This window comes from Mycetocola sp. TRD_SC_2, from assembly GCF_055361225.1.
The window spans coordinates 357869-376243 of record NZ_CM143954.1 but is presented as its reverse complement, the minus strand read 5'-3'; the positions used below and the strand labels follow the sequence as shown (position 1 = coordinate 376243).

At 64.7% G+C, this 18375-nt stretch carries 20 protein-coding genes and 1 tRNA gene; 9 read left to right on the top strand and 12 right to left on the bottom strand.

Translation table 11 applies throughout. The annotated features are described in order from the left end of the window. The first annotated feature begins 250 nt into the window (after positions 1–250). Positions 251–1276 carry a LacI family DNA-binding transcriptional regulator gene (locus ACWA1Q_RS01960; RefSeq protein WP_463759076.1) on the top strand — a complete coding sequence of 342 codons (1026 nt, stop codon included), beginning with the start codon at positions 251–253 and terminating at the stop codon, positions 1274–1276. 103 nt (positions 1277–1379) lie between these two features. Here the strand turns inward: ACWA1Q_RS01960 and rplL are convergent, their stop codons facing one another. From rplL to ACWA1Q_RS01935, 5 genes are all read right to left on the bottom strand, one after another. Then, a complete protein-coding gene (gene rplL / locus ACWA1Q_RS01955) occupies positions 1380–1763 on the bottom strand; it encodes a 50S ribosomal protein L7/L12 (protein ID WP_463759074.1) in 384 nt (127 codons plus the stop codon). Between the two features lie 53 nt (positions 1764–1816). Continuing rightward, on the bottom strand, positions 1817–2332 hold the full coding sequence (rplJ, locus tag ACWA1Q_RS01950) for a 50S ribosomal protein L10 (RefSeq protein ID WP_463759072.1): 516 nt from the start codon (positions 2330–2332) through the stop codon (positions 1817–1819). Between the two features lie 271 nt (positions 2333–2603). Next, positions 2604–3266, bottom strand: a complete 663-nt coding sequence (locus ACWA1Q_RS01945; RefSeq protein ID WP_463759070.1) for an HAD family hydrolase — start codon at positions 3264–3266, stop codon at positions 2604–2606. Between the two features lie 90 nt (positions 3267–3356). Beyond that, positions 3357–4808, bottom strand: a complete 1452-nt coding sequence (locus ACWA1Q_RS01940; RefSeq protein ID WP_463760902.1) for a sensor histidine kinase — start codon at positions 4806–4808, stop codon at positions 3357–3359. A gap of 5 nt (positions 4809–4813) precedes the next feature. Then, the gene (locus ACWA1Q_RS01935) at positions 4814–5569 is read right to left on the bottom strand and encodes a response regulator transcription factor (RefSeq protein ID WP_463759068.1); all 756 of its coding nucleotides are present in this window, start codon (positions 5567–5569) and stop codon (positions 4814–4816) included. 180 nt (positions 5570–5749) lie between these two features. Here ACWA1Q_RS01935 and ACWA1Q_RS01930 point away from each other — a divergent pair, with 180 nt between their 5' ends. Both ACWA1Q_RS01930 and ACWA1Q_RS01925 read left to right on the top strand, forming a co-directional pair. Continuing rightward, the gene (locus ACWA1Q_RS01930; RefSeq protein WP_463759067.1) at positions 5750–7207 is read left to right on the top strand and encodes an ABC transporter permease; all 1458 of its coding nucleotides are present in this window, start codon (positions 5750–5752) and stop codon (positions 7205–7207) included. Between the two features lie 22 nt (positions 7208–7229). Further along, positions 7230–7901, top strand: coding sequence for an ABC transporter ATP-binding protein (locus tag ACWA1Q_RS01925; RefSeq protein ID WP_463759065.1), 672 nt, complete (start codon positions 7230–7232; stop codon positions 7899–7901). 73 nt (positions 7902–7974) lie between these two features. Here the strand turns inward: ACWA1Q_RS01925 and ACWA1Q_RS01920 are convergent, their stop codons facing one another. Continuing rightward, a complete protein-coding gene (locus ACWA1Q_RS01920) occupies positions 7975–8820 on the bottom strand; it encodes an NAD-dependent epimerase/dehydratase family protein (RefSeq protein WP_463759063.1) in 846 nt (281 codons plus the stop codon). Positions 8821–8887: 67 nt separating this feature from the next. Between ACWA1Q_RS01920 and ACWA1Q_RS01915 the strand changes: the two genes are divergently transcribed. The 4 genes from ACWA1Q_RS01915 to ACWA1Q_RS01900 all read left to right on the top strand — a co-directional run bounded on the left by ACWA1Q_RS01915 (position 8888) and on the right by ACWA1Q_RS01900 (position 12150). Continuing rightward, complete coding sequence (locus ACWA1Q_RS01915; protein ID WP_463759062.1) at positions 8888–9148, top strand: thioredoxin family protein; 261 nt, start codon at positions 8888–8890, stop codon at positions 9146–9148. A 35-nt stretch (positions 9149–9183) separates the two neighbouring features. Next, the gene (locus tag ACWA1Q_RS01910; protein WP_463759060.1) at positions 9184–10230 is read left to right on the top strand and encodes a Gfo/Idh/MocA family protein; all 1047 of its coding nucleotides are present in this window, start codon (positions 9184–9186) and stop codon (positions 10228–10230) included. 4 nt (positions 10231–10234) lie between these two features. Next, the gene (locus ACWA1Q_RS01905; protein ID WP_463759058.1) at positions 10235–10867 is read left to right on the top strand and encodes a YqaJ viral recombinase family protein; all 633 of its coding nucleotides are present in this window, start codon (positions 10235–10237) and stop codon (positions 10865–10867) included. 272 nt (positions 10868–11139) lie between these two features. Continuing rightward, on the top strand, positions 11140–12150 hold the full coding sequence (locus ACWA1Q_RS01900) for an NADP-dependent oxidoreductase (protein WP_463759056.1): 1011 nt from the start codon (positions 11140–11142) through the stop codon (positions 12148–12150). Positions 12151–12153: 3 nt separating this feature from the next. On the opposite strand, the gene ACWA1Q_RS01895 is transcribed toward ACWA1Q_RS01900, so the two are convergent. The 6 genes from ACWA1Q_RS01895 to ACWA1Q_RS01870 all read right to left on the bottom strand — a co-directional run bounded on the left by ACWA1Q_RS01895 (position 12154) and on the right by ACWA1Q_RS01870 (position 15560). Next, positions 12154–12684, bottom strand: coding sequence for an N-acetyltransferase family protein (locus ACWA1Q_RS01895; protein WP_463759054.1), 531 nt, complete (start codon positions 12682–12684; stop codon positions 12154–12156). 77 nt (positions 12685–12761) lie between these two features. Then, entirely contained in the window at positions 12762–13451 is a 690-nt protein-coding gene (gene rplA, locus ACWA1Q_RS01890) for a 50S ribosomal protein L1 (protein ID WP_463759053.1), read from the bottom strand. Between the two features lie 101 nt (positions 13452–13552). Beyond that, on the bottom strand, positions 13553–13984 hold the full coding sequence (gene rplK / locus ACWA1Q_RS01885) for a 50S ribosomal protein L11 (RefSeq protein WP_121674022.1): 432 nt from the start codon (positions 13982–13984) through the stop codon (positions 13553–13555). 88 nt (positions 13985–14072) lie between these two features. Next, entirely contained in the window at positions 14073–15077 is a 1005-nt protein-coding gene (gene nusG / locus ACWA1Q_RS01880) for a transcription termination/antitermination protein NusG (protein WP_463759051.1), read from the bottom strand. Positions 15078–15159: 82 nt separating this feature from the next. Beyond that, positions 15160–15435 (bottom strand): preprotein translocase subunit SecE, encoded by a 276-nt coding sequence (secE, locus tag ACWA1Q_RS01875; RefSeq protein ID WP_463759050.1) that lies wholly within the window; start codon positions 15433–15435, stop codon positions 15160–15162. Positions 15436–15487: 52 nt separating this feature from the next. Beyond that, a tRNA-Trp gene (locus tag ACWA1Q_RS01870) sits at positions 15488–15560 on the bottom strand. Between the two features lie 303 nt (positions 15561–15863). Between ACWA1Q_RS01870 and ACWA1Q_RS01865 the strand changes: the two genes are divergently transcribed. Further along, positions 15864–17288, top strand: a complete 1425-nt coding sequence (locus ACWA1Q_RS01865) for a dihydrolipoyl dehydrogenase family protein (protein WP_463759047.1) — start codon at positions 15864–15866, stop codon at positions 17286–17288. A gap of 145 nt (positions 17289–17433) precedes the next feature. Then, a complete protein-coding gene (locus ACWA1Q_RS01860; RefSeq protein WP_463759046.1) occupies positions 17434–18372 on the top strand; it encodes a sugar phosphate isomerase/epimerase family protein in 939 nt (312 codons plus the stop codon). Positions 18373–18375 lie beyond the last annotated feature (3 nt).

Below are 18375 nucleotides of genomic sequence, written 5' to 3'. Positions count from 1 at the left end.
CATAGGGAACCGGTTCCATGCAAAAGTTACGGCACCCCACACGGATATACAAGCACGACCAGGTAACGAATTCGGCCGATGATCGCGCTCTCTCGCGGGATCATCGCGGGGAAGAGCGGAAGCCGCTGCGCGCCTCGTGCGCGCAAATCCTGAAACCGGTTCCATATTCCGGATCTTGTTGGCTATTCTCGATTCCACAACGCCTTCCCGCCCTGGCGCGGGAAAGCGTCCCCAGCGTCGGGAGGCCACCTTGGGTAGTGCAATCGCGGATGTCGCGGCGCGCGCTGGCGTCTCCAAGGCCACCGCCTCCCGCGCGCTCTCGGGCAAGGGGTACGTCGCCGAAGCCACCCGGCAACGGGTCGTGCAGGCGGCGAAGGAGATCGGGTTCGTCGCGTCGCCCAACGCCGCCAGCCTTGTCACAGGCAAGACGAAAAACATCGGCGTCGTCATCCCATTCATCAACCGATGGTTCTTCGGTGAAATCCTCGAGGCGATTGAATCGGCGCTGCTCAACGGTGGCTTCGACATGACCCTGTACAACCTGCATCCGGGATCGACCGACCGCGACCGCGTGTTCGACTTCTTCCTCGCCCGCAAGCGGTTCGACGGTGTGATTGCTGTCGGAGTCGAGCCGACCGCAGAAGAGTCGGACAGGCTTCTCCGACTCGGGATACCGATGGTCAGCGTCGGGGCCCCGGTGACCGGCATCCGTTCGCTGACGATCGATGATGTCGCGGCTGCGAGGGTCGCGACAGAGCACCTGCTCGGGCTTGGGCACCGCACGGTTCTGCACATCGGCGGCCCCATCGCCCACCAGACCGAGAACACCGTGCACAACATGCGCCTGGCCGGTTACCGGCAAGCGATGCTTGCCGCTGGTCTCGAGTCGGAGGTACGGGCGACGCAAACGGCAATGAGCGTGCCCGGCGGGTATGACGCCGGCACCCACGTCCTGAGCGACGCGACGTCGCGACCGAGTGCCGTCTTCGCTGCGTGTGACGAGATCGCCATCGGAGTCATCATCGCCGCCCGCCGGATCGGAATCCGGGTGCCTGGCGACCTGTCTGTCATCGGCATCGACGGCCACGAGTATGCCGAGATGTTCTCGCTCACGACGATCGAGCAGCGTCCGCGTGACCAGGGTCTCGCGGCCGTCACCGACCTGCTTTCGGCAGTGGCGGGAGAGCCGTGCGCTCCCGAGGTGGTCGACATGCCGGCACGACTGGTGGTGCGGGCAAGTACCGCCCATGTCCGGATTGTCGCCGACGCCGTGTGAGTACAAAAAGGGCGCCGCTCCCCGGAGGGAGCGACGCCCGATTTTTGACTACCGAGTTCGGTAGCGCAGTCAGTCCGCAAGTATGAGCCCCGAAGGGCGCAAATTACTTGAGGGTAACGGTTGCGCCAGCCTCTTCGAGAACAGTCTTTGCCTTCTCGGCGGTTTCCTTGTTTGCACCCTCGAGGACGTTGCCCGGAGCGCCATCGACGACGGCCTTCGCCTCGCCGAGACCCAGCGAGGTGAGCTCGCGAACGGCCTTGATGACCTGGATCTTCTTGTCGCCGATCGACTCGAGAACGACGTCGAAGGAGTCCTTCTCTTCGACCTCTTCTGCGGCGGCACCGGCAGCAGCCGGTCCAGCAACAGCAACGGGTGCAGCCGCGGTGACCTCGAAGGTCTCCTCGAATGCCTTGACGAACTCGCTGAGTTCGATGAGCGTGAGGCCCTTGAACTGCTCAAGCAGCTCTTCAGTTGACAGCTTTGCCATGATTTTCTCCCTTAGATTTCTTTGGTCTACTCACCGCTGTCCCAGGTTTGAACCTAGGAAGCGGACTCCTGCTTCTCACGCAGCGCGTCGACCGTGCGAACGGCCTTCGACAGCGGTGCGTTGAACAGATATGCGGCTCCGAACAGCGAGGCCTTGAAGGCGCCGGCAAGCTTGCCGAGCAGAACTTCGCGGGACTCGAGGTCGGCGAGCTTGCCTACCTCTGCGGCGGTCAGGGCGTTACCGTCAAAGTAACCACCCTTGATCACCAGGAGAGGGTTTGCCTTGGAAAAGTCGCGCAGGCTCTTTGCAACGGCGACTGGGTCTCCGTGCACGAATGCGACGGCCGACGGACCGACGAGCTCTTCGTCAAACGACGAAATGCCCGCGTTGTTCGCGGCAATCTTGGTCAGCGTGTTCTTCACCACGGCGTAGGTTGCGTCTGCACTGATGTTGGTGCGCAGCGTCTTGAGCTGAGCAACAGTGAGGCCGCGGTACTCGGTCAGCAGTACGGCAGTCGAGCTCTGGAATTTCTCCGTGAGTTCGGCAACCGAGGCTTCCTTGTTCGCCATAGCCACTCCTTGATTAGTCTTCCTCGCACCGCGGAAGCGAATGCGAGCCAAAAAGGCAGTTGGTTTTCGGCAGAAAAAAAGCTCCGGCGCAAGCGCACGGAGCAAAAGGAGAAAGAATCTCGATGTTGTTACGTCCACCTGCGCGGGTCGTCTCAGCTGAGAACCTTCGATCGGATGCTTGCTTACGCACGCACGCCGAAAACCTGCGGTCTTTGGTTTTGTCTCACCCTACGGCATCCGTCGCCCTCGGCCAAATCGGGCGACCTCGCTCTCAGGCCAGCGGGCTGAGGTGGAGTTCGCGGAGCAACGCGGCGGGGTCGTCGTAGATGGCGATCGCACCCGCGGAGAGAAGTTCGGCGGAGGAGAAACCACCGGAGAGCAAACCGATGGTCTGGACACCCGCGCGGGATGCGGCGAAGCAGTCCCAGACGGAATCGCCCACGAAGATCGCTTCACCGGCAGAAACTCCGGCTTTCTCGAGGGCGACAACGACGACGGATGGATCGGGTTTCGCTGTCTCGACATCATCGGCGTTGGTCGTCGCGTGGAGAAAAGTGTCGACGTCGAGCGTCGCGGTCAGCAACTCGAGCTCATCCTCGGGCGCCGACGTGGCGAGGACGACGGTGGTGCCACGCTCCGAGAGCACGCGGATCAGATCACGGGAGCCGTCGAGAGCTTCGAGTCGTGGCGCCAGTTCCTTGTAGTAACGGGAGTGCAGCTCTTTCGCCTTGTCGCCGAGTTCGTCGGCCCGATCGCCGAGGAGAGCGCCGAGGAGCCTTGCCGAGTCCTGCCCGATCGCGCGATGCACCCGCCAGGCCGGCACGAACACGTCGAGGTCGGCGAAGGCGTGGGTCCACGCTTCGACATGGAGATAGTTGGAGTCAACGAGGGTTCCGTCCACGTCGAACAGCACGGCCTTGAGTTTCCCGGTCATGACATCCCTTCGGTTGAGCCGCAACTCTAGCGGCGCAGGATCAGATGTGCAGGAGTGGCTCGATCGGTTGAGTTTGCCCTGCTCCTCCTGCTATCCCGGTTCTGCCAGCGGAAGAACCACCCGAAATGCGGTGCGCCCCGGCTCCGATTCCACCGACACCGATCCGCCGTGGGCGTCGACGACGCCGGCGACGATCGCGAGTCCGAGTCCTGTTCCGCCCGACGCACGTTGCCGCGATTCGTCTCCTCGAACGAACCGCTCGAACACACTGTCGAGAACGGTGGGGTCGATGCCGGGGCCGTTGTCGAGAACGGTGATCACGGCATCCGTTTCGGATCTCTCGAGTCGCGCTGTGACCCGGGTGCCGGGCGGCGTGTGCACGCGGGCGTTACCCAGCAGGTTGGCGATCACCTGGAACAGCCGCTGGGTGTCCCCCGTAACGACGACGGATGCCTCGGGCAGCTCCAGATCCCACCGATGCTCGGGCGATGACGTTCGCGCGTCACGGACCGCGTTGTCGAGGAGCATCGCGAGGTCGACACGTTCGCGGCCGAGCTCGCGGCCCTCGTCGAGCCGCGCGAGGAGCAGAAGGTCTTCGACGATCGTGGTCATCCGGATGGCTTCGGACTCGATCCGACCGAGCGCGTATGTCGCATCCTCGGGCAGTTTCTCGCCCGAGCGCCGCGTCAGCTCTGCATAGCCGCGGATCGACGCGAGCGGCGTGCGCAGTTCATGGCTTGCGTCGGAGACGAACGTCCGCACTTTGTTCTCCGAAGCCTGCCGGGCGGTGAGAGCGTTCGCGACGTGCCCGATCATCCGGTTGATGGCCGCACCGACCCTGCCCACCTCGGTGTCCGGGTCTGCATCCTGCTCCGGCACGCGAACGGCGAGCGCCACCTCTCCCCGGTCGAGTGGGAGATCCGACACTTCGGATGCCGCGAGTGCGACCCGGTCGAGCGGGCGCAGAGCCAGGCGAACAATGACGTACGCGGCGGACCCGGCAATAGCGAGGGCACCAAGTGAAATTCCCGCGACCACGGCGATCAGTTGCGCGACGGAGGCGTCAAGATCAGTGAGAGGCAACCCGACGACGAGCACTCTTCCCCCGTTTTCGACGGCGACGACGCGGTAATTGCCGAGTCCGGGCAGGTCGAGCGACACAGGATCCGCCCCGAGCGTCACAGGGAGCAGTTCCGTGAACTGTCCGGTCGTGAGCGGAAGCAGCGTTCCCGCCTCATCGGTATAGCCGGCGTACCGCACGACCCCGCCGTCGATGATCGCGCCCAGGGTTCCGGCAGCCTGGCCGGGCGCCCCGATGAAGTCGGGTACCGGCGGTTGCTGCTCGGTAGGGAACCGCCCGCCGCGTGGAACATCCGCGGCACCGGAGGAGCGAGTTGTCGCCGCAATAAGTTGACTGTCGACCCGGTCGAGCAGGACGGCCCGCACGCTCAGCACGCTTGCCGCCCCGATGACGATAGCGGCCAGCGCGAGAAGCGCCACGACCGCGACGACCAGCCGCCTGCGGAGCGTCCACGACGGCATCCGGCTCACGCGGGGATCCCTGCCGGCTTGAGCAAATACCCGGCGCCGCGAACCGTCTGGATCATGGGCTCGCGTCCAGCGTCGATTTTCTTGCGCAGGTAGGAGATATAGAGCTCAACGACACTGGCCCTGCCCTCGAAGTCGTAACTCCACACCCTGTCGAGGATCTGCGCCTTGCTCAACACCCTGCGGGGGTTCCGCATGAGGAACCGCAGCAACTCGTACTCGGTCGCGGTCAGCTCGATCGGTATGCCCGCCCTCGTCACCTCGTGACTGTCTTCGTCGAGGCTGAGGTCACCGACGGAGAGAATCGGGCCGTCGGATGCCGCGGTGAGCGTCGAGCGGCGAATCAGACTTCGCAAGCGGGCGACGACTTCTTCGAGACTAAACGGCTTGGTGACATAGTCGTCTCCCCCGGCGGTGAGTCCGGCGATCCGTTCGTCGAGTGCGTCCTTGGCGGTGAGGAACAGGACCGGCACATCGTCGCCGTCGCCGCGGAGTCGGCGCAACACGCTCATGCCGTCGAGGTCGGGCAGCATGATGTCGAGCACCATCGCGTCAGGGCGAAATTCCCGGGCGATCTTGAGAGCCGCGCGGCCGGTGCCTGCTGAGCGGACCTCCCAGCCCTCGTAGCGCAACGCCATCTTCATAAGATCGGTCAGGCTCGCCTCGTCGTCGACGACGAGGACCCGGATCGCGCTGCCATCGGCACGGCGCAGAGGCGCCGCTGGCTGGGATGTCGGGGACAAGAAGGTGCTCACATTCCCAGTATGTGGGTCCCCCTTTGAGAAGCCTATGAGTCAGCTGGGTGCTGGCGGCAGCGGGCAAACACTCAGGAACGGCATAGCGCCGCCATAACCGTCGTCCCTACCGTCAGAAACGCCGCAGCCACCCGAGCTCCGGAGAAACGCCGGCCCCCGGCTCGAGAACGAAGGAAGATCATGTTCGGAACCTATCTACGGCGGGAACTCGTCGGACGTCGAAAACAGACGATAATCGTCGCCATTGGGATGGCGCTGGCCATTGCCCTCGTCATCGTCGTCAATTCGGTGTCTGTCGGCGTCAGGGACGCTCAGTCCGCCGTGCTGGCATCCGTGTACGGCGTTGGCACGGACATCACCGTGGTCATGACACCCGAACCGCCCGCTGAGGGTGAGGCCGGTGGAGGAGGACCTGGAGGGGGCGGCCCGTTCGAATTCGGGGCCGACGACGGCACAGCGACAGACGACGGCACGACCACGGTCAGCCAGTCGCGACTATCCGCCGGGCGTGGCTCGTCCACCTTCGACGAGTCAGCGCTCGATACCGTCCTTGCTACAGACCACGTCGCAGCCGCGGCCGCGACGCTCTCCCTCACGAACACAACGTTCGACGGCGAGCTCCCCGACGCCTCCGGAGCACAGCCGCCTGGAGAGGGCGGCTCTGGTGGGGGCGGAAGCTCGTTCGACGTGGATTCCTCCACAGTGCTTGGGCTCGACCCGGCCGGCAGCAGTGTCGGACCGCTCGCCGACGTCACCCTCGAGGAGGGCCGCAGTCTCGACAGCGGAGACACCGGTGAATACGTGGCCGTGCTCGATGCTGCTTACGCCACCTCGGAGGGGATCGCCGTTGGTGACGCGATCGACATCGGCGGGACGGACGTCGAGGTCGTCGGAATCGTGGCATCCGCCTCTGCTGAGGCGACGACGACGGCGAACGTCTATCTTCCTCTTGATGTGGCCCAGTCACTGGCTGGGCTCGATGGCCAGGTCTCCACCATCTCCGTGCAGGCCGCGTCGTCGACCGCGATCGCGCAAGTGAAGGCGGACATCGAGGCCGAACTGACGGATGCCACGGTCAGCACCCAGGAGGACCTTGCATCAAGCGTGTCGGGATCTCTCGCGTCGGCATCCGGACTTGTATCAGGGCTCGGCCTGTGGCTTTCGATCCTCGTTCTCGTGGCCGCCTTCATCCTCGCCGTCCTCTTCACCATCTCGGGCGTCTCCCGCCGTACGAAAGAATTCGGCACGCTCAAGGCGATGGGCTGGTCCAATTCACGGATCGTCGGCCAGGTCGCGGGTGAGTCCACGATGCAGGCGCTCATCGGGGGAGTTCTCGGGATCGTCGTCGGCCTCCTCGCCGTCGTCGTGATCAACCTGTCCGGCATCACCCTGGCTGGTTCCGCGACCAGCACCAGCCCGGGCGGCGCTGGCGGACGGCGCGGCGGCGAATCCGGCTTCGGAGGAGCGGCGGAGTCGGCCGCCGCGACGACGGACGTCATCCTCAGTGCGCCAGTCACTCCGCTCGTGATCGTTCTCGCGGCCGGAATCGCCATCACCGGCGGTCTCATCGCCGGGGCTTTCGGCGGCTGGCGTGCGTCACGGCTGCGCCCTGCCGAGGCCCTCCGTTCGGTCTCCTGATCCCCTCTACACGAAAGAACCCATGTACACACTTCACGCTCTCTCCAAGACCTACCGCCAGGGTCCCAAAACCATCACGGCGCTCAACCGCGTCGAGCTCGCCATTCCTGACGGCCAGATGGTCGCGATCCAGGGTCCGACGGGCGGTGGCAAGTCAACACTGCTGCAGATGCTCGGCGCTCTCGACCGCCCCAGCGCCGGCACCATCCGGCTCGGCGACGACGACCTCTCTTCCCTATCTGAGTCGAAGCTCACCGGAGTACGGGCGCAGCGGGTCGGGATCGTCTTCCAGAGCTTCAATCTCATTCCAACGCTGACCGCCCAGGAGAATGTCGAGATGGCACTCGTGCCGCTCGGCGTGCCTACGGCTGAACGGGTGCAGCGCGCCCAGTCCGCCCTCGGCTCCGTAGGACTCGGCGACCGCGCCGGGCACCGACCGGCCGAGCTTTCCGGCGGCCAGCAACAGCGGGTCGCGATCGCCAGGGCGATCGTGAAGGATCCGTCAGTACTGCTCGCAGACGAACCAACCGGTGCGCTCGACGAAGACACCCGTGACGACATCATGGATTTGCTCGAAGAGCTGTGGCGTGAACGTGGACTCACACTGATTCTGGTCACCCACGACTCCGCTGTCGCGAAACGGGCCGAACGCAGGCTGCACATCAGGAACGGATCGCTGACAGATATTACCTAGGCAACCGACCCCCCGAAATGCCAGTACTGGCCCGAAAAATCGAGATTTTCGGGCCACTACTGCAGTTTCGATTTCAGGCGCCGTCGCGCCAGCTGTGCTTCGGCGAGTAATCGAGGATTCGTCGCGCCTTGTCGATCGACAGCAGGGTGTCGTGTTCGCCGACCTCGCGCGTCACGGGCACGTCGGGAAAGACCTCGGCGAGCAGCTCAGCGTTCGGCCTGCTCGACACCGTGTCGGCTGCCGCGATGATGAACCGGTCGAAGCCCACGCTTTCGAGTTCCAGCCCGCGAAGCACCGCCTGGGCGCCGTCGCGTGCGTCGATGTATCCCCACAGGTTCCACTTGCGGTTCGACGCGTCCTCGTCGAACGACGCGAACTCCGCGTAGTCCTCGGGGTACATCACATTGGAGAACCGGAGCGCCACGATCTTGAGATCCGGGTTCCAGCGCACCAGCTCGATCGCCATCTGCTCTTCGAGGTGCTTGACGAGTGAATACGTGCTCTCCGGCCGGGCCGGATATTCCTCGTCGACGGGCACATAGGGCGGTGGAACGTCGAACGGCAGGCCGAGCACGGTCTCGCTTGACGCGGTGACAATGTTGCGGATGCCGGCTCGGATGGACGCCGAAAGAACGTTGTACGTCGCGAGCATGTTGTTCGAGAACGTCGCGGCGTTGCTCGTGAGGCCGGGTGCCGGGATGGCGGCCAGGTGAACGACGGCGTCGAATCCGTCGTGCTGGTCGTCAACGCCGAGGAGAGCGTCGAGGGTTTGCCCGTAGTCGGTGAGGTCGACGCGCACGAAGCCCTTTCCGCGCTCACCCGTGGCATCGAGGTTGATCACCTCGAGCCCCGCCTCGCGAAGTTCCCGGACCACCGTGCGGCCGAGCTTGCCTGATCCCCCTGTGACTGCGATTCTCATGCGTTCAGTCTGGTCGAGTTTCACCTCGGCGGGAACAGGGTTGCGCCCGACGTGGTTGGCTTGGAGCATGCAGCTCGTTCTCTACACCTCAGCATTCTGTGCGCCGTGCGCCCAGGCACGTTCCGTGCTCGAGGATGCCGCCCGGCTGGTTCCGCAAGCGACGGTCATCGAACGCGACGTGGCGCGTGAGAACGCGATCGCTGCCGATGACGGCATCCGCATGACGCCGACCGTCGTCGTCCTCACCGACGACGGCACAGAAGTATTCCGCGCCGCAGGCGTTCCCACCCTCAATCAGGTACTCACCGCGGCCGCCCAGGCCCTCTGACCCCCCAACGCGCACGCGCGCAGATCGGCCCGCCAATGACGACGCTCCCGACACCTCGATTCCCCGACCCGCGCAACGCTCCGTCGTTGAGATGGGGCATCGTCGGGCCTGGCGCGATCGCCACGGACTTCACCCGGGCGGTCCTGACCCACACGAGCCAGAACGTCGTCGCCGTGTCGTCGCGGTCTTCGGAACGTGCGTCGCAGTTTGCCGCGGCTCACGGCATCCGTCGTTCGTACGGGAGCCACGACGACCTCTTCGCCGACCCGGACGTCGACGTCGTCTACATCGCGGTCCCGCACACGGAACACGTGAGGCTTGCCCTCGACGCGATCGCCGCCGGGAAGCACGTCCTCGTCGAGAAGCCGATGGCGACCAGCGCTGCGGACGCCGCCCGCGTTGTGAGCGCGGCCCGCGACGCCGGCGTCTTCGCGATGGAAGCGATGTGGTCGAAGTACCTGCCGAAGTTCGACGTGATTCGCCAGCTGCTCTCCGATGGCGCCCTCGGCGACGTGAGGTTGTTCAGCGCAGACTACGGGTTCCGCGCGCCGTACGATCCGGATTCCCGATTTTTCAACCCGGCGCTGGGCGGCGGTGCGTTGCTCGACCTCGGCGTCTACCTCGTCTCAACCGCCTCATTCGCCCTCGGTGCCTTCCCGTCGATCACCGCGCAGGGACTGCTCTCCCCGACCGGCGTTGATGTCCAGTCGTCGCTGCTGCTCGAGACGGCGACGGGGGCACAAGCGCTTCTGGCGACGACGCTTCTCGCCGACACCCCGAACACGGCGAGCATCTCCGGAACTGGCGGCCGCCTCACCATCGACCGGGTGTTCGTCGGCCCCGGCGGGTTCACCTTCTCGCCAGCGGGGGCGGATGCCGTCCGTTACGAAGACACCTCCGGTCTCGTCTGGCGTGAGGGGCTCAGCTATCAGGCTGCCGCAGTCGCGCGCTCTATCTCGGACGGGCTGACCGAATCTCCCCTCCATTCCCTCGACGAGACACTGTCGGTGCTGACCGTTCTCGACGAGGCACGCCGACAGATCAGCGCTGGCGGGCGTGTCGCAAGAGGCGAGGCACAATAGAGGGGTGCCATCCACCTACCTCGACCGACTCGTCGCTGACTCGACGGACCGGGTGGCATGGCTGCGGGCTCGATCCCGCGGAATCACGGCCACGGATGTCGCACGACTCTCCGGTCCGGCCGCCATCGACGCCGTCGCCACAGAGAAACTGGGCGGAGGGCCCGGCTTCTCTGGCAACCGCTTCACCGATCACGGTCGCGCTCGCGAACCGGAGATCGCCAGCTGGGTCGCAGCCACCCACGGAATCGCACCGTCGTCGGCTCTCTTCCACGCTGAAATCGAGCGACGCCACCTGGCCACTCCCGATGGACTCGCCGTGACGGCATCCGGGGCCCTTGTCCTGGCCGAGATCAAGACGACGACGAAAGCATGGCGCTCCGTCCCGCGCAACTACCTGCGCCAGATCTGGTGGCAGCAGTACGTGCTCGGAGCCGAACGCACCCTCGTGGTGTGGGAGGAGCACAGCAACTTCGTCCCGGTCGACGACGAGCCGAACTGCCGGTGGATCGAGCGCGACGATCGCGAGATCGGCAAGCTCGTCGGCCTCGCCAACAACCTCATCGACGAGCTGCATCGCCGCACCACGCGGCCGCCGTCGCGCCACCTCGTTCACGACGACCCGTACGACATCCCGTAGCCCAGCCGCCTTGCTCGGTCACTATTGGTCGTTCTGGTTCTTGCCCGGTCGGTAACGGTCGCGTGATCGCCGCGGTCTCGGCCACAAGCGACCGAGCAGCGCCGCCGGGAGCTCGTTTCAGCCATAAATGACCGAGCAGCCCCAACTTTTTCCACCCGGGAACCGAGCCGTAACACCCCTGACTCATTGCCCGGGTTAGCTGGGCGTCATGGTCACGGCGACGGGGGAAAATCATGCGTGAAGGCGTCTGGCTGACGTGGCAGACTCGGGACATGACGACGACGAGAGACGAGTTCAGTGCACCACACGACCTGACGGTTCCGGAGTCGATGCTGGCCGCGGTGATCGACGGCCCCGGTGACCCGGACGTGTTCCGGCTCAGCACCGTGCCACCACCGGCCCCGTTCGTGTCGGAGTTCGTCGTCAAGGTCGTCGCCGCAGGGATCAATCCGATCGATGCAAAAACGCGATCGGGCAAGGGCGTATCGGCCGGGCTTTCATACCCCGCCATTCTCGGAAACGACTTCAGCGGTATCGTCGTGAAGTCACCATACGAGGCGCATCCCCTCTCCCCTGGCACCGAGGTTTACGGCATGGTGGGCGTTCCACGTCTGCCCGGCACCTACGCCCAGTACATCGCTGTGCCGAGCCTCTCGCTCGCGCGCAAACCCGCGAGTCTCTCCCACGTCGAGGCAGCGGGCGTGCCGCTCGCCGCGCTCACCGCGTGGGGCATGGTCGTCGACGTCGCAAAAGCTCACCAGGGGCAGCGGATGCTCATCCACGCCGGCAGCGGAGGTGTCGGTCACTTCGCTGTGCAATTCGCCCGCTACTTCGGAGCGTACGTCATCGCAACGGGGTCGGCACGCAACCAGGACTGGCTCCGCGAGCTCGGGGCATCCGAGGTCATCGACTACACCGCGACGCGCTTTGAGGACGCGACGAGCGACATCGACGTCGTCATCGACCTCATCGGCAACGTGCACGACAACACCGGATCGCGGTCGCTCTCGGTGCTGACACACGGAGGACTCATCGTGAATGCGCCGACCGGGAGCTGGCCCACATTCTTGGAGGAGGCGGCCGCTGCCGGCGTCCGGGCAACGACGTACAAGGTGGCGCCGGACGGTGACACGCTGTCGACGATCAGCAGGCTGCTCGAGTCACGCGACGTGCGGGTCTTCGTCGATCAGGTCTTCGATCTGTCAGACGTCGCCGAAGCACACCGCGCTCTCGAGTCTGGACACACCCGCGGCAAGATCGTGCTCACCGTCCCGGGCCGCTGACCCTCACAACTCGCGTTCCATCACGAAGTCGTTTTCGAGCCGCGCCCCGAGCTGAAACGTCTTTCTCCCGACGATCCGGAAGCCGCTCTTCTCGTAGAACCGCACAGCGCGGGCGTTCTGCTCGTTGACGCCGAGCCAGATTCCTGAAGCAGCGGTCTTCCCGGCTGCGTCGAGCGTCGCCGCGATGAGGGGTGCGGAGACTCCGCGACCGTGTGAGCCGGCGAGAACGTAGACCTTGCTCAACTCGATCGTCGGTCGAATGGTCAACGCCGAGGCGACATCCGGATCCGAGGGCTCACCGAGCACGAGCATCGTGTATCCGCACATGCCCTGTTCGTCTTCTGCCACGAGAATCCGTCGGCCGGGATCACTCAGGTATCCGTCGAACCGCTCGGGGCTGAGGTGAGCCGCGATGAATGCCGCGATGTTCTCCGTGTCGCTGCCCGGCGGGCACGCGAGCGGGAAGGTGACCTCCGCCAGTTGAGCCAGCCCCGCGGCATCCGTCGTCGTCGCCTGCCTCACCGATATCGTCACGTCACCCAGTTTAGAACGGAGCGGGCACGCAAAAGGCCCCGCGAAGCCGCGGGGCCTTTTGTTTCGTTCGCGAGGAACTAGATGCTGTTGATGTCCATCGGGATGCCAGGACCGAAGGTGGTCGAGACGGTGCCCTTGAGGATGTAACGGCCCTTCGAGGAGGACGGCTTGAGACGGTTCACCTCTTCGAGGGCCGACTGGATGTTCTCGTTGAGCTGCTCGGGAGCGAACGAGGCCTTGCCGACGACGAAGTGCACGTTGGAGTGCTTGTCGACGCGGAACTCGATCTTTCCACCCTTGATCTCGTTGACGGCCTTGGCGACGTCAGGCGTCACGGTGCCGGTCTTCGGGTTCGGCATGAGGCCGCGGGGTCCGAGGACCTTACCGAGACGACCGACCTTGCCCATGAGCTCAGGGGTCGAGACAGCGGAGTCGAACGAGGTGTAGCCAGCGGCTACCTTCTCGATGAGCTCGTCGCCACCGACCTCGTCAGCGCCGGCCGCGATAGCGGCTTCTGCTGCGGGGCCCGTTGCGAAAACGATGACGCGGGCGGTCTTGCCGGTGCCGTGGGGAAGGATCACGGTACCGCGGACCATCTGGTCTGCCTTGCGGGGGTCGACACCGAGCTTGAGAGCAACCTCAACGGTCGAGTCGAACTTGGCCGAACCGGTCTCCTTGGCGAGTGCGACTGCTTCCTGCGCCGTGTAAACCTTGTCGGTGCCGATCTTCTCGGCGGCGGCCCGGTAGGCCTTTGACTTCTGTGCCATGTGAATTTCTCCAATTCGAGAATGTGGTCATTTGCGCCTGGCCGGCGCTGCCACGTATAAAAATCTGAAGGCCGCGAGCGGTGCTCACTACCTGGAAAGGCTTACGCCTCGGTGGTGATACCCATGGAGCGAGCGGTACCGGCGATGATCTTCGAGGCAGCCTCGATGTCGTTCGCGTTGAGGTCGGCCATCTTGACCTCTGCGATTTCGCGGACCTGGTCCTTGGTGAGCTTGGCAACCTTGACGGTGTGCGGGGTTCCTGAACCCTTGGCAACGCCTGCAGCCTTCTTGATGAGCTCAGCAGCCGGCGGGGTCTTGAGGATGAACGTGAACGAACGGTCCTCGTAGACGGTGATTTCAACCGGGATGACGTTTCCGCGCTGGGCTTCCGTCTGGGCGTTGTATGCCTTGCAGAATTCCATGATGTTCACGCCGTGCTGACCCAGTGCCGGGCCGATGGGCGGGGCGGGGTTGGCGGCGCCGGCCTTGATCTGAAGTTTGATCAGACCAGTAACCTTCTTCTTCGGTGCCATGTTTCTTCCTTCTTATTGGGTTTCGAGCTCCCGCCGAATGACGGATGCTCTCCCGCAGGCCCGGTTGGGCCGCGGTGGTTGGGGAAATCTAGAGCTTGGTGACCTGATCGAAGCTGAGCTCGACCGGGGTCTCGCGCTCGAACAGTGAGACGAGCACGGTGAGCTTGCCGCTCTCCGGCTTGATCTCGCTGATCGAACCGGGAAGGCCCGCGAACGAGCCTTCCTTGATCGTGATGGTCTCGCCGATCTCGAAGTCGACCTCTGCCGGGATGGCGCGGGGGGTCTGACCGCCCTTGCCACCGGTGGACTTCGCCGGGGCGGTGTCCTTGACCTCGACGAGGCTCTTCAACATGTTGAAGGACTCTTCGAAGCGCAACGGTGTCGGGTTGTGGGCGTTGCCCACGAAGCCGGTGACGCCAGGAGTGTGACGAACGACGGACCAGGAGTCTTCGTTCAGGTCCATGCGCACGAGCACGTAGCCCGGGATGCGCACGCGGGTGACCATCTTGCGCTGGCCGTTCTTGATCTCGACGACATCTTCCATCGGAACTTCGACCTGGTAGATGAAGTCGGCGACGTCGAGCGAGCCCTTACGCTGCTCGATGTTCGCCTTGACCTTGCGCTCGAAGCCGGCGTAGGAGTGGATGACGAACCACTTGCCCGGAAGGCTGCGGAGTTCGGCCCGGAAAGCGTCATACGGGTCGACGTCTGCGGCTTCTTCGTCGGCAGCCTCGGGCTCGTCGCCGGTGTACGGCGCGACCTCGGGCTCCTCCGCTGCTTCTTCTTCCTGCTCGACCTCGACCTCGTCGCCGATCGCCAGTGCGGCGGCTTCGACTTCGGCGGCTTCGTCGATCTCGAGCGCGTCGTCTACGACGGCGTCGGCTTCGGGATCGTTGGCTTCGGCGAGGGCATCGAGAACAGCGTCGAGATCGACAGCAGCGTTCGGGTCTTCGACGTGCAGCGCTTCGTGCTCAGCAGGCTCAACGGAGTGCTCCTGCGAGGCGAGCACGTTGCCCTCCTGTGCTTCGTCGGGTTCGCTGGACTGCTCAGCGGCAGTTGCCCAGTCGACGTCGTCCAGATTTCTCTCAGACACCTAAATCTCATTCCTGTTGCTTGTGGTGTGGCTTCGTGGGCCACAGTTCGTGTCGATCTTTCGATCGGATGCCGCCCTACCGTCAGGCGGCGGGAGTCCCGAAGACGAAGACGACGAGCCAGCCGAACAACTGGTCCAGGCCGTACACCAGGGCCATCATGATCACGACGAACACGAGCACGACGCCGGTGTAGCTGAACAGCTCTTTTCGGGTCGGGGTGACGACCTTCTTGAGCTCAGCGATGACCTGCTTCAAAAACAGGATGATCCCGGCAAAGGGTCCACGCTTTGCCGCGCGGTCCTTCTTTGCTGCTGCGACGATTTCCTCGTTCGGTTCGTCGATCACGTTTCGGGCCACCTGGATACACCTTTCATGTGCCGGTACTTCGTAGAATTTCACTACCGACGCGCAGGGCGGACAGGACTCGAACCTGCAACCTGCGGTTTTGGAGACCGCTGCTCTACCAATTGAGCCACCGCCCTATAACCGGTTTCTTCCCCGGTCAGGACACTGAAATCCGACGCACTTCTTCTCGCCGGCGTTTCGCGTGATCCGGAAAGGAAACAGGAAAATAGGCGCAAAGAAGCTTGGCAGATTTCAACTACCTCGTCCAAGCATACAGGGGGATTTCGACTCAGCAAAGCTGGCGCCCGCCTGCGCCGGGGTGCCGTCGATCGAAACCGCAGCAGTTCCTCGAAAACCGCGGTTTTTTCAGCGCCTACTGCCTAATCGATGGCGGAACGTGCTAAACCGAGAACGAGCACCACCATCGGGAGGAACAACAGATGACCACCACGGAATATGACCTCATCGTTCTCGGCGGAGGCGCCGTCGGTGAGAACGTCGCGGATCGGGCCGTGCAGGGCGGGCTGAGCGTCGTCGTCGTCGAGAATGAACTCGTCGGAGGGGAGTGCTCCTACTGGGCTTGCATGCCGTCGAAAGCACTGCTCCGATCAGGGCAGGCACTCCGCGCGGCGCAGCGTGTGCCCGGAGCCGCCGAGGCGGTGACAGGGGAATTGAAGGTGGATGCCGTTCTGGCCCGCCGCGATTCCTTCACGAGCAACTGGTCGGATGACTCGCAGGTGACATGGCTCGACAGCGCCGGTATCGACCTTATCCGCGGCCACGGCCGCATCACCGCGCCCAAACAGGTGACCGTGACCGGCCCAGACGGAAGCAGCACGGTTCTGACCGCCAGGCACGCGGTCTCTGTCGCCACAGGTTCACGCGCCCTCATTCCCGACATCGACGGGCTGCGGGCCGTGTCGCCGTGGACCAGCCGCGAAGCGACGAGCGCCAAGAAGGCTCCGGCCAGCATCGTGATTCTCGGCGGCGGGGTTGTCGGTGCCGAAATGGCGACCGCGTTCGCCGACTTCGGCACCGACGTGACGATTCTTGCCCGAAGCGGACTCCTCGGAGGGATGGAACCGTTCGCCAGCGAACTCGTCACCGAGGCGCTGCGTGAGCGCGGAGTCACCGTCCTCCTCGACACGACGGCGAGCCGAGTGACCCGATCGGATGCCGGCGTCACGGTTGAGACCGCGGACGGGCAGTCGATTCTCGCCGAGGAGATCCTCGTTGCGACCGGCCGCTCCCCCCGCACCAATGACATCGGTCTCGACGCGATCGGCCTCCAGCCGGGCGACTGGCTCGACACCGACGACACCATGCTCGTCCGCGGTTTCGACTGGCTCTATGCAGCCGGCGATGTCACCCACCGCGCGCTGCTCACCCACCAGGGCAAGTACCAGGCGCGAGCATCCGGCGACGTGATCGCCGCGAGGGCAGCAGGAAAGCCGGTGTCGGATGGCGCGTGGGGCACCCACGTGGCGACAGCTGACCATGAGGCGGTCCCGCAGGTGACGTTCACCGAACCCGAGGTGGCATCCGTCGGCCTCACGGAAGACGCCGCGAAGAAGGCCGGGTACGACGTGCGCTCGGTCGACTACCAGATCGGCCATGTCGCCGGCGCGAGCCTCTATGCCGACGGCTATCGCGGGCAGGCGCGGATGGTGGTCGACGAGCAACGCAAGGTCATTCTCGGCGTCACCTTCGTCGGCCCGGACGTGAGCGAGCTGCTGCAGGCGGCGACCATCGCCGTCGTGGGCGAGGTCCCGATCGACCGGCTCTGGCACGCAGTGCCCGCGTACCCCACCGTCAACGAGATCTGGTTGCGACTCCTCGAAACGTACGGTCGACCGGGCAGCTGACCCCCGCGGCATCTGAAGGCTTTTCGTCGAGCCGAGAAGGCGGGCCTTTACAGCCAGGGCACCCCGGCGTACTGTTTCCTATAGGATATTTTCTAGTTGCTGTCGCTACAGCACCCCGTCGAACCCCACTTGCAATGGAGCAACCATGCCGTCTGAGAAGCCTTCGTATACAGCCGAGACCTGGCCGATCGCCACGTGTCTCCACGGCTTCGCCCCGGTCGACAAGCAGGGTCTCGCCATGCACGACGCCCCGGCCGAAGTCTGGGACGACATGTTCGCCCAGGTCGCGGCCGTGGGGTTCACCCTCGCAGAGCTCGCCGACAGCCACGTGCGCCCCGCCGACCTCGAGCCCTCCCGCCGCGACGAGTTCCTTTCCATCGCCAAGGCGCACGGCGTCGGCGTCCCCTCGGTTCACCTCCAGCGCCAGAGCGTGATCATGCCGGGGCATGAGCAGAAGAACCTCGCATACGCGCACCGCACCATCGACGCCGCAGCCGAGTGGGGCATGGAGGTCTTCTCGACCGGGCTCCACCAGCCGTTCAGCGACGCCCAGAAGAAGGCGCTGTGGTTCTGGACCGCCGAGGGCCCCAAAGACCCCGACGATCGCGACGTGTGGAACACCGCTGTCAAGCGCATCCGCGAACTGGGCGAGCACGCGGCATCCGTCGGCCTGCCGCTCTCACTCGAGATGTACGAGGACACCTACATCGGTACCGCTGACTCCGCCGTGCGTTTCGTCGAGGACGTGGGCCTCGACAACGTGGGCATCAACCCCGACGTCGCCAACCTCATCCGGCTGCACCGCCCGGTCGAAGACTGGCGCGAACTGTTCGCCAAGACGCTCCCGTACGCCAACTATTGGCACGTGAAGAACTACACCCGCGACGAGGCTGCAGACGGCAGCTGGTACACCTCCGTTCCATCGACGATGGAAGCCGGCCTCATCAACTACCGGCAGGTGTTCCGTGACGCGATCGCGCTCGGTTACAACGGCATCATCCTCGCCGAGCACTACGGCGGAGACAGCCTGGGCATGTGCGCCACCAACCAGAAGTACATCCGCTCACTCCTTCCCCGGGCATAGGAG